Here is a 12171-nt window from a genome sequence, read left to right as displayed (position 1 = left end):
CAGCCAGGCGCGGAATCTACCGCTGCCTGGCCAATAAGAAATAAATAGCAAAAAAATAACTATAAGCGTTTTTTATGCTTATTTTTCTTCATAGCGGATACAATTCAAAATTTAAATTTTGCTGCTAACTATTAGCATGAAAAGTTATTGTCCTCTGCTATCAAGGTCTGCAAAGAAAAATGAGTGAAGCCTGCGCGCCGGGAATTCCTTCCCCGCAAAATAACCCTATAAAATATAATAAATTATCCGATCGTCTCGATGCCCTACCCGCTACCGCCGGGCTGTGGCGTTTTATTGCCTTACTCTCGCTGGGTGGTTTCTTTGAACTCTATGATTTATTCCAGACGGGATATATTAGTTCAGGTTTAATCAGCGAGAACATATTTCATCTTGGTGAACTCGGCGTATTTGGAATATCTGACCAGGCCGCATTTGCCTCCGCGACTTTCCTCGGCCTGTTTATCGGTGCCAGCCTGTTGGCCCCTCATGCTGACCGTTTTGGCCGCCGGATGACCTTTATGTTCGCGCTGGCTTGGTACGGCTGCTTCTCCATGCTGATGGCGTTCCAGAACCAGGCAGAGTGGATTATTTTCTGCCGCTTTCTGGTGGGCGTCGGTCTGGGTATTGAACTGGTGACCATCGATACCTACCTCAGCGAATGCGTTCCGTCACGGCTGCGCAGTAAAGCCTTTGCCTTCGCCTTCTTTGTGCAGTTCCTTTCAGTACCCGCTGTCGCGCTGATGTCCTGGTGGCTGGTACCGCAGACCATTTTGGGCCTGACCGGCTGGCGCTGGGTGGTGATTGCCGGGGCCGTCTGCTCGATGGTTATCTGGCTGGTGCGGAAAAATCTGCCGGAGTCGCCGCGCTGGCTGGCACAGCAGGGTCGGCATCAGGAAGCCCATCAGGTGGTCAGCGGTCTGGAAATCCGCTGCGGCGTGCCGGTGACCGCCCCGAGTCCGGCAGAGATGGAAACGGCAGCCACGCAGAAACCGCAGGGGCGCTTTCGTGATATCTGGCGGCCGGAGTATCGCCAGCGCACGCTGATGCTGGTGGTGATGAATATCTTCCAGGCAATTGGCTTCTTCGGCTTTGGCAACTGGTTGCCCGCACTGCTTTCAGGTAAAGGTGCCAGCATCACCCACAGTCTGCTGTATGCCTTTTTTATCACCCTCGCCTACCCGCTGGGCTCACTGATTTGCAGCCGCTACGCGGATAAAATCGAGAACAAATGGCAGATCGTCCTGTCGTCGCTGATGACGGTGGTTTTCGGTACGCTGTTCGCCCTGCAGACCAATCCGCTGATGTTAATCATCTGCGGCTTCTGCATCACCTACTCTAACGCCTGGCTGACCTTCAGCTATCACGCCTATCAGACCGAGGTGTTTCCTACCTTTATCCGTGCGCGTGCCGTCGGATTCTGTTATTCGTTCAGCCGCCTTTCAACGGTGTTCAGCAGCATTATTATCGGGATGATTTTGCAGGTGGCGGGCACCCAGGGTGTGGTGGCCTTTATCGTCGTCAGCATGCTGATTGTGATGCTGACCATCGGCATCTTCGGGCCGAAGACGCGCGGCATTAATCTGGATGATATCTGATTCAGATGCAGGGGCGGCAAACGTCGCCCCTGCCATTTATCCGCTTAGAACTCTTTCAAACGATCTTCAGAGGGCTGCGGGCGGCCAAAATAGTAGCCCTGGAACAGGGTACAGCCCTCTTCCTTCAGTCGTTCAAACTGCTCGTTGCTTTCCACGCCTTCGGCGGTGATCTGAATATCCAGACTGCGGCTCATTCCGGTAATTGCCCGGATAATCGCCAGCGCCTCGCGGCTGTCTTTCATATCGTTAATAAACGATTTATCGATTTTGATCTTGTCGAACGGGAACGAGCGCAGATAGCTCAGCGATGAGTAGCCGGTGCCGAAATCATCCAGCGCAATACGCACGCCCAGTGCCTTGAGCTTCTGCAGGATATCGATATTCACCGAGGTATTATCCAGCAGTACCGACTCGGTGATCTCCACCTCAAGGCGATGCGGAGCCAGGCCGGACTCTTTCAGCGCCGCTTCCACTACCGACACCAGCGCGCTGTTTTTAAACTGCATCGGCGACAGGTTCACTGCCACACTCTGCCCGTCCTGCCAGCTGGCGGCTTCACGACAGGCCTCGTGCAGCGCATAAGCGCCCAGGCTGTGGATTAACCCGGTTTCCTCGGCAATCGGAATAAAGTCCATCGGCATAATCATGCCTTTTTCCGGGTGGTGCCAGCGCATCAGCGCCTCATAGCCAATAATATGCTGATGCTGGTTATTGGTAATCGGCTGGTAGTACAGCTTCAGCTGGCGGCAGCTAATCGCTTCGCGCAGATCGTTTTCAATCATCCGCCGCTTCGCCGCCAGCTCGCCCATCTGCTCGGTGAAGTATTCGAAGCGGTTACGCCCGTTACGTTTGGCTTCATACAGCGCCATATCGGCGCAGCGCAGCAGGTGCTCCGGCGTACTGATCCCGCGCTCGGCAATGGCGATTCCAATGCTCAGACCGACGGAAAGATTATGCCCGTCAACGTTGAACGGTGGGCGAATGGTTTCAATCAGACGGCTGGCAACGATTTCCGCCTCTTCCGCCTGCTTCAGGCCCGGCAGCACAATAGAGAACTCATCGCCACCGGTACGCGCCAGCGTATCCTGCTCGCGCAGCACGCTGCGCAGCCGTACCGCCACGGTGCGCAACAGATCGTCGCCCACCTGATGGCCCAGCGCATCGTTAACGTTTTTGAAGTTGTCCAGATCGAGGCACAGCGTGGCGGTAATTTTCCGCTCTTCACGATCGGCACGCAGCGCATCATTAAGCCGCTGACTGAACAGTACGCGATTTGGCAGGCTGGTCAGATTATCGTGATGCGCCATATGGTGAATGCGCGCATCGGCGGCGCGTTGATCGGTAACGTCGTCGGCGATCAGCAGCACATAATTATGGGTGGCGTCGTTACCGCGAATAATTGACGCAGTGGCATTGATAATGCGATCGCGCCCGCGGCTATCCAGCAGACGCTCGCTGCGGTGCATCCCCCCTTTGCGCTGTGCGGCGTCGGAAAGCTGCATAAAGTATTCGCCCATTTCCACCGTCATACACTGCGAAAGCTTCTTGCCGACAAAGTCTTCCTGCACGCCGCCGAGCAGCTGTTGCGCTTTATTGTTAATCAGCAGGATTTCACGGGTGACGACATCTTCCACGATGACGCTGGACGGAATATTGGTCACGATGGTGTCGAGGAAGGTCGACAGCGCAGCCATTTTCTCACTGTGCCGCTCGGCCAGTTCACGGGCTTCGCGCATCTGCTCTTCATACTCGCGCAGTTCAGTGCAGTCACGGGTGATTTTAGCGAAGCCCAGCAGCTCGCCGCTGTCGGTACGAATAGCATCAATGATCACGTGCGCCCAAAAGGCAGTGCCGTCTTTGCGATAGCGCCAGCCTTTACTTTCGTAACGACCGGTGTCGCGGGCAATGCCCAGTCCGTGCTGTGGTAAACCTTTTTTCTGATCCTGGTCACTGTAAAAACAGCTAAAATTTTTGCCGATGATCTCGTCCGGCAGGTACCCTTTGGCCCGCTGGGCACCCGCATTCCAGTTCGCGACGGTACCGTCTGGTTTGAGCATATAAATGGCGTAGTCAACCACGCTCTGAACCAGAAGCCGATACATTACATCTGAGTTTTCATTCATTATTATTTTCACCCGGTTGCTGACAGCTATTTCTCTTCAATGGAAAGATACTGCCGGCATGCAATCAATACGCCATCGGATGGCGCACACGCTGATCCTGCCCACATCCTGTGGGAACACAACTCCTGTCGTGCCTGTGACGGACAGTCTCCTGGGGAGGGACGAAAACCGCTGCGTGCTCAGGCAGGTTCGCCTGTCGCCCCGTCGGCGTTCATTATCTGCTTTGTTGAATAAACATTCAAAATGCAAATCGCGTTTTTTCGTTAATCTGACTTCATTTGTTAGTAAATAGTGGGCTTCAGGCAGGGAAAATAGAGTAGCCAGGTAAAAATTCAGCATAAACGATAATTTTTCGCCCTGAGAAACGGCCTGGAAATTAATGGAAACACTGTTAGCGAGATTCCTCACAAACAATCACGGTATAACCGTTACAAATTCGCAGTGGAGTTTCTATGTTTAAATCCTTTTTCCCCCGGCCTCTGCTGTTCTTCAGCAGCGCGGCGCTGTGGAGCCTGATGGCTATTCTGTTCTGGTTCGGTTTTGCCGGTAGCCACCTCGCGCACCTGATGCAGTTCTCTCCGGTTGCCCTCGGCCCGTTGCCGAACAACGCCCTGTGCTTTATTGCCCCCAGCGAACTCGGTTTCTATAGCTACTATTTGCTTGCAGCGCTGCTGTTTGCCGGTTTCTGGGCGCTGTTCAGCCCGCATCCCTGGCAGCGCTGGTCGGTACTCGGCAGTGCGCTGATTATTTTTGTCACCTGGTTTTCCGTGCAGGTTGGCGTGGCGATCAACCGCTGGTATGAACCTTTTTATGACCTCGTACAGCGGGCGATGGCGCATCCGAATACGGTAAAAATCGACACGCTCTATGGCCAGATTGGCGGCTTCCTCAGCATCGCGCTGATTGCCGTAGTGATTGATGTGCTGAATCTGTTTTTTATCAGCCACTACGTTTTCCGCTGGCGTTCAGCGATGAACCACTACTATATGTCCCACTGGCCGCGCCTGCGCGGTATTGAGGGTGCAGCGCAACGCGTGCAGGAAGATACCATGCGCTTTGCCTCCACGCTGGAAGATATGGGGGTGAGCTTTATTAACGCCATAATGACGCTGATTGCTTTCCTGCCGGTGCTGGTCGCCCTGTCGGTGCACGTCAAAACCGTGCCGATTATCGGCAGTGTCCCCTACGCGTTAGTGATTGCCGCCGTCACGTGGTCAATTCTCGGCACCGGCCTGCTGGCAGTCGTGGGTATCAAGCTGCCGGGGCTATCCTTCCGCAATCAGCGGGTGGAAGCGGCCTATCGTAAAGAGCTGGTGTATGGCGAAGACGACCCCCAGCGTGCGCAGCCACCTACGGTCAAGACATTGTTTCATAACGTGCGGGTCAATTACTTCCGCCTCTATTTCCATTATCTCTACTTTAATATCGTGCGTATTTTCTACATCCAGCTGGATGCGGTATTCAGTATTTTTGTCCTGTTCCCATCGATTGTCAGCGGAGCCATTACCCTCGGGCTGTTAACGCAGATCACCAACGTCTTCGACCAGGTTCGCGGTTCGTTCCAGTATCTGATTAACTCGTGGACAACGCTGGTTGAACTGCTGTCGATCTACAAACGTCTGCGCAGCTTTGAGCATACGCTGGATACGCTGCCAGAGACGGAAAGCAGCGCTATCTGATGGAATGCTGGAGTCTGGAGTCTGGAGTCTGGAGTCTGGAGTCTGGAGTCTGGAGTCTGGAGTCTGGAGTCTGGAGTCTGGAGTAATGGCCGCCGCCCGGGGCGGCCATCGTCAACAATCAGGCTATTTTCCGGCCAGCGCGGCGAACACTTTTTCTACCGCGTAAGCGCCGGGATCTTTCACACCGTCCAGGCTTTCTGCATTCAAATAGGAAGCGCGCCCTGCTCCGGCGCTGCGCATCAGACTGGTGCTCTCGGCCCCTTCATGCGCGGCTTGTGCAACGGCAGCCAGATCTTTCCCCTCAGCCAAAGCGTTAAACGCAGGGTCCAATGCATCAATCATCGTACGCTGCCCGACCCGCGCACCGCCGTAATGCTGCATACGCTCCAGACCGTATTGCAGCGCCTGCGGCAGCGGCTCGCCCTCTTCCAGGCGCTGACCGGCGGCAGTGAACATAATCGACATCAGCACGCCCGATGAGCCTCCCATCACCGTCGCCAGCTTTTCGCCAATAACGTTTAGCAACTGCCCGGTCCGATCGAGCGGCAGCGACTGCTCTTCGCAGGCCTTGAGGAGGCTTCTGGCGCCGGCGGCAAATGTTGAACCGGTATCGCCATCGCCCACTTTCGCATCCAGATTGTTTAACTCGCTTTCCTCAGCAATCAGCGTCCGGCAAAGGGTTGTCAACAGTGCGGCCACTTTATCGTTAGAGGAAGGCGTAAAGGTCGGCTGTCGATCGAGGGTCTTCGCCGGTGCTTCCACCAGCGTTGACGGTGAGACAGCCTCTGTCCAGCCCGCCGCTTCCACTTTCGCCAGCAGCGCCTTCTCAAACTCATCATCCAGCCGCAGAACAGACAGCGAGAATCCTTTCATATCCAGCGCGCTGACCAGCGTTGCCGGCCCCAGCAGCAGCCGAACCTGCCTGCCAATCGGCGAGCGCAGCACTTCCCGCGTCAGTACCGCCATCTCCAGCATCGAAAAACCGCCGAGATTATTGATTAACAGCGCCAGCGGTCGATCGCCTGTGTGAGCGGCAAGGCGCTGCACCATTTGAGCGACGATCTCCACACTGTTCTGAGTTTTCAAGGTCGATGCACCCGGCTCGCCGTGAATCCCCATCCCTAACTCGCAGGTTCCGGGCTTAACGCGGTCATCACGTGCTTCTCCCGGAATATGGCAGCTGCTGAAGGCAACGCCGATGGAGGCGGTCTGCTCAATGGCTTTCTGCGCTAATGCGGTGACATCGGCCAGGCTCTTCCCCTGTTCAGCGGCATAACCGGCAATTTTATGCACCAGCGCCGTACCCGCAATGCCACGAGGCTGAGGGTTGTCCGGCAGCGCGATATCATCCTGCACCATCACCATTTCCACCCGATACCCCAGCTGTTTGGCTTTCTCCGCCGCCAGACCAAAGTTCAGCCGATCGCCGGTGTAGTTCTTGACGATAAGCAGGCAGCCTGCCTCACCGGTTACGTTAATAATGGCGTGCAACACGGCATCCACACTGGGTGAAGCAAAAACATCACCGCACACCGCGGCACTCAGCATTCCTTTGCCGACAAAGCCGATGTGGGCAGGTTCGTGGCCGGAACCGCCGCCGGAAATCAGCGCAACTTTCGATCGGTCCCAGTCACTGCGCACGACAATACGCAAATCTGCTCCCAGCGCGAGACGGCTAAGATTATGAAAAGGCGTACTTAACAGCGAGCCTTCTATCGCCTCGTTGACCAGATGTTGCTTGTCGTTCATAAAAAACTGACTCATCTTATCTCCTTAACTCGGGCATACACTCTGCACAGGTGGCAACCTGCACGATGCTATAACTGTAGTAAAAATCCCTAAAGCAATCGTTACGCAAACGGCGCAATACGTTTCCAGCGCTTTAAAAGCATTGAAATAATTTTTTCCTTCACCCGTTAGTAGAAAACTTATCAACTCTGATTAGTTATCTAAGTAATAATGTCGGCGTAAATTTAAATATCTTCATGGTAAGTTTATTCAGAATTATTTTATTCATAGTTAATTACAATGTTTAACCAAAAATAAAGACTGAGAGATTGAAACTCATACGGGTGTGCACCTTATTCATCCTTATTCACTTTTTGCATACGCGAAATACCATTTTAAATTGCAGCATCAATCACAATTTCGGTTAATTAAGATGAAAAATAATCTAAAAGAGTCTACAAATAATGACAGGTGTCCGAATAAGATTGTTATCAACCTGGCAAATTATTTAACTAAGCCGCCGGTTTACCGCAGAAAAAGGCAGATAATATTCGGAAAGGGCATCGTATATAAACGCTAACACCAGGGCGTCAAAAGGGGCAGATGATGTGATCTGTTCCTTTTTTTTTCGGCCTGTCACTTTTCAGCATCAGGTTGTCAGCTTTGCGTCGGTCAATACCGGCGCTCCCCACGCAGAATAGAGCCTCTATCACAAGGAGGAATGACTATGCTGCAACAACCCAACGACAAATATCGCGCTTTTCCCCCGGTGGCACTGAACGATCGTCAGTGGCCAGGTAAAACGCTGGCCCAGGCACCGCGCTGGCTCTCTACCGATCTGCGCGATGGCAACCAGTCGCTGGCCGAGCCAATGGACAGCACACGTAAAAAGCTGTTCTGGCAGCTGCTGTTGCAGTGTGGTTTTAAGGAAATTGAAGTGGCTTTCCCTTCCGCTTCACAGACCGATTTCAATTTCGTTCGCGAGCTGATCGAACAGCGGATGATCCCGGATGACGTATCAATACAGGTACTGACCCAGGCTCGTAGCGATCTGATCGACCGCACCTTTTTATCCCTTGAAGGGGCAAAAAATGCCACGGTACACCTTTATAACGCCACCGCGCCGGTCTTCCGTCGACTGGTATTCCGCCAGAGCAAAGAGCAGATTATCGAACTGGCGGTGAATGCGACGCGCCTGATCCGTCAGCGCTGCGAGGAACAGCCGCAGACTAACTGGACCTTTGAATATTCACCGGAAACGTTCTGCTTTACCGAACTCGACTTCGCGCTGGAAATCTGCGAGGCGGTTGCCGCCGTCTGGCAGCCCTGCGCGGAAAGGCCGATGATCGTCAACCTGCCCGCCACGGTGGAGGTCAGCACGCCTAATGTCTATGCCGATCAGATTGAGTACTTCTGCCGCCATTTCTCCTGGCGTCCTGAGGTTTGCATCAGCGTCCACCCACACAACGATCGCGGCACCGGCATCGCTGCCGCCGAACTGGCCCTGCTGGCCGGAGCAGACCGGGTGGAAGGCTGCCTGTTTGGCAACGGGGAACGCACCGGTAATGTCGATTTGGTGACCATGGCGCTGAACTTTTATACCCAGGGCATCAATCCAGGGCTTGATTTCAGCCAGATGAAACAGGTGGTAGACCTGGTTGAGCAGTGCAACCAGCTGCCGGTTCACCCACGCCATCCTTACGCCGGGGAGCTGGTGTTTACCGCCTTCTCCGGTTCACACCAGGATGCAATTAAAAAAGGCTTTGCTGCCCGCAAAGAGCAGCAGGATAACGTCTGGGAAGTGCCTTATCTGCCGCTGGACCCGGCGGACATCGGCTGTAACTATGAGGCGGTGATCCGCGTTAACAGCCAGTCAGGGAAAAGTGGCGCGGCCTGGATGATCGAGCAAAATCACGGACTGGTCCTGCCACGAGCACTTCAGCAGGATTTCAGCCAGCGGGTACAGCAGGTCACCGACGGCGAAGGCAAAGAGATGACCCAGGCCGCTATCTGGCAGCTGTTCCGCCAGGCGTATGGCCTGACCGCACCAGAGCTGCAGCTGGGGGAATATCGCAGCCAGAGCGACAGCCATGGACAGCTGCAGTTTGAGGCCAGCGTACAGCAGGATAACCACCCCTACGCTGTGGCAGGTCGGGGGAACGGGCTGCTGTCGGCGGCGGTCGACGCGCTGCGCCAGGCGTTTGACGTCTCCTTTACCATTCAGGATTATCATGAGCACACTCTGGGTCAGCGCAGCGACAGCCGCTCAGTCGCCTATCTTCACTGCACCTTTGCCGGCAATCACAGTGCCTGGGGGGTGGGTATCGACAGTGACGTTTCCCGTGCTTCGCTGCAGGCGCTGCTGAACGCGCTGGCGCAGGGTCAGCTGGCGGGTGGGAAGTAGTCGCTGGGAGCCACGCCCATAATGCGACGGAACATTGCGCTGAACGCACTCTGGCTTTCGTAGCCCAAATCGAGTGATACCGTCAGCACCGAGTCTCCCCGTGCTAAACGCGCCAGCGCTTCCATCAGCCTGGCGCGCCTTACCCAATCGCTGAACTGCAGCCCGGTTTCCTGATAGAAACGGCGTGCAAGCGTACGGCTGCTGACGTTAATGCGCCGGGCGCTGTTCTCCAGCGTCCAGCTCTCTCCCGGTTCGGCCCTCAGGGCATCACACAGCGAAATCAGCGCCTCGCTCTGCGGCTCCGGCAGGCTGAACGGCAGTTCGGTCATGACACGGATCTCATCCAGTATCAGCTCATAAATTCGCTCCGCCCGGCTGGCGGGGGCATAGGATTCCGGCAGTGCCAGCGCGCTGACAATCAGCTCGCGCAACAACGGGGATACCTGCACTACCTGACAACTGGCTGGCAGATCGGCACGCGCCAGCGGATCGACAAACAGCGTTCGCGCCGCCACGTTACCGGTCATTTGCAGCGCATGAGGTACGCCCGCAGGCAGCCAGACGCCGCGACCCGGCGGCACAATCCAGTGGCCCAGATCCGTTTCAATACGCACCACGCCGCTCAGCGTATGGACCAGCTGTGCGCAGTTATGATGATGCCTCGGCTCACTGTCGCCATGGCGATAATCATGCGCGTATGGCACCAGCGGGCGGGTAGCAAACGAAAAATCAACGGAAGATGACATAGGATTCCCGGAGGTGAGCAGGAATTTAAGCTTAACAAAGACTCGGGCAGAAAGCGGGAAAAAGAGAAGGCGGGCGGAGAGGCAGCGGCGAACAAGGAAGGAAATCAGGCGGGCCGCGATCGGCCCGCCTGATAAGGACACTATCAGGAATGAACGGCTTTCAGCTGCGCCTCGTAGGCAGAGGCCTGCTTCGTATCAAACTGATGCTCCCACTTGGCGACAACCAGCACCGCCAGCGCATTACCCACTACGTTCAGTGCGGTACGTGCCATATCGAGGATACGGTCAACGCCGGCAATAAATGCCAGTCCTTCAAGCGGGATGCCCACGCTGCCCAGCGTCGCCAGCAGCACCACGAAAGAGACGCCCGGTACGCCAGCGATCCCTTTCGACGTCACCATCAACGTCAGCACCAGAATGATTTCGTCGCCCAGCGACAGGTTGATGCCGTACAGCTGCGCGATAAAGATCGCCGCAATACTCTGGTACAGCGTTGAACCGTCGAGGTTAAACGAATAGCCGGTTGGTACCACGAAGCTGGTGATCGACTTCGGCGCGCCGTAGGCTTCCATCTTCTCCATAATACGCGGCAGCACGGTTTCCGAACTGGCGGTGGAGTAAGCCAGAATCAGCTCATCTTTCAGAATGCGGAACAGCACGGTGATACGCAGCTTACAGATACGCGCAACGGCTCCCAGCACCACAAAGGCGAAGAAGGCGATAGCGGCGTACACCAGAATCACCAGCTTGGCCAGCGGCCACAGCGAAGCAAAACCAAAGTTAGCCACGGTCACCGAGATCAGCGCAAATACCCCAACCGGCGCATAACGCATAATCATGCTAGTCACTTTAAACATCGCTTCTGAGGTGGAACGGAACACTTTCACCAGCGGGTCACGATGTTCAGACGGCAGCGACGAGAGGCCCAGACCAAACAGCACCGAGAAGAAGATAATCGGCAGCATGTCACCTTTGGCGATAGCAGCGAAAATATTCTGCGGAATCAGCGACAGAATGGTGGTGACCAGGCTGTGAGGCTGGCCCTGAACCTGTGCCGTTGTGGCTTCATATTTAGAGATGTCCACCGTTGCCAGCGTCGACATATCAATGCCGGAACCGGGTTGGAATACATTCGCCAGAGTAATACCTGTCACAATGGCAATGGTGGTAATCACTTCAAAATAAACAATCGTTTTAACGCCAATACGTCCGAGTTTCTTGGCATCCCCGACGCCGGCGATGCCAACAATCAGCGTGGAGATAACGATCGGTACAACAATCATTTTGATCAGGTGAATAAAGATGTCACCGGCAGGGCTGAGAATGTTAGTGACTAACCATTCACGTTCCCCTGGTTGATTATGCAGAACCGCCCCAACGACGATCCCCAGTACCAACGCAATCAATATTTGCCAGGCAAGGCTGAGTTTTATTGCTTTCATAACGAGTCTTTTCCTTAACATAACCTGCTTTCCGCGCGGAGCTTGCGGAGTGAATGACACTCAAGGGAGGCAGACCGAAACCGGTCAATTCACAGGTAATGGATGGTTGATACCTGTATTCAGGCGCGTAATCAGTACCATTTTAAGCGCCATTAATGCAAGCCTGAGAAAGATGTATCTATTTTGTTAATTTCCGGCAGGATAAAGCTCTGATTTTAACCGCGCCAGACTAAGTTATTGTTATAGTTAACAATATTAAATCATTAAAACAACATAACTATGCACAGCCCTGCTATTAGTCGTGTCAAACTAACGGTCTGCTTGCGCTTTTTTTGTACACTACACCGCCGTAAATTCGCCTTTTTCCTATCGCTTCCTTCTCTTTATGACAATATCTCATCCCGGTTTCATTACGCTGGGTTATGGCGTGATCTGCCGCTCAAAAAGAAAACAA

Annotated in this window: 7 protein-coding genes; 3 read left to right on the top strand and 4 right to left on the bottom strand. The window is 54.4% G+C overall.

Annotation, left to right across the window (positions count from 1 at the left end; genetic code table 11):
* Positions 1 to 179: 179 nt before the first annotated feature.
* Entirely contained in the window at positions 180 to 1595 is a 1416-nt protein-coding gene (locus OMR58_RS02750) for an MFS transporter (protein ID WP_264545231.1), read from the top strand.
* 44 nt (positions 1596 to 1639) lie between these two features.
* Here OMR58_RS02750 and OMR58_RS02745 read toward each other — a convergent pair whose 3' ends face one another.
* Complete coding sequence (locus tag OMR58_RS02745; protein WP_264545230.1) at positions 1640 to 3718, bottom strand: sensor domain-containing protein; 2079 nt, start codon at positions 3716 to 3718, stop codon at positions 1640 to 1642.
* Positions 3719 to 4170: 452 nt separating this feature from the next.
* On the opposite strand from OMR58_RS02745, the gene sbmA reads away from it, so the two are divergent.
* On the top strand, positions 4171 to 5397 hold the full coding sequence (gene sbmA / locus OMR58_RS02740) for a peptide antibiotic transporter SbmA (protein ID WP_200560525.1): 1227 nt from the start codon (positions 4171 to 4173) through the stop codon (positions 5395 to 5397).
* A 123-nt stretch (positions 5398 to 5520) separates the two neighbouring features.
* Here the strand turns inward: sbmA and OMR58_RS02735 are convergent, their stop codons facing one another.
* Entirely contained in the window at positions 5521 to 7161 is a 1641-nt protein-coding gene (locus OMR58_RS02735) for a dihydroxyacetone kinase subunit DhaK (protein WP_264545229.1), read from the bottom strand.
* A gap of 691 nt (positions 7162 to 7852) precedes the next feature.
* Here OMR58_RS02735 and leuA point away from each other — a divergent pair.
* On the top strand, positions 7853 to 9529 hold the full coding sequence (gene leuA / locus OMR58_RS02730) for a 2-isopropylmalate synthase (protein ID WP_264545228.1): 1677 nt from the start codon (positions 7853 to 7855) through the stop codon (positions 9527 to 9529).
* Here leuA and OMR58_RS02725 read toward each other — a convergent pair.
* Together OMR58_RS02725 and gltP are read right to left on the bottom strand one after the other, a co-directional pair.
* Positions 9508 to 10275, bottom strand: coding sequence for an AraC family transcriptional regulator (locus OMR58_RS02725; protein ID WP_105592195.1), 768 nt, complete (start codon positions 10273 to 10275; stop codon positions 9508 to 9510). The genes leuA and OMR58_RS02725 overlap by 22 nt on opposite strands.
* 143 nt (positions 10276 to 10418) lie before the next feature.
* The gene (gltP, locus tag OMR58_RS02720) at positions 10419 to 11717 is read right to left on the bottom strand and encodes a glutamate/aspartate:proton symporter GltP (protein ID WP_105592196.1); all 1299 of its coding nucleotides are present in this window, start codon (positions 11715 to 11717) and stop codon (positions 10419 to 10421) included.
* Between the last annotated feature and the right edge of the window lie 454 nt (positions 11718 to 12171).

Source organism: Erwinia sp. INIA01, assembly GCF_025947915.1.
Taxonomy (GTDB): domain Bacteria; phylum Pseudomonadota; class Gammaproteobacteria; order Enterobacterales; family Enterobacteriaceae; genus Erwinia; species Erwinia coffeiphila.
Note: the sequence above shows the minus strand (reverse complement) of the source record. Positions and strands in the feature narration are given on the sequence as shown.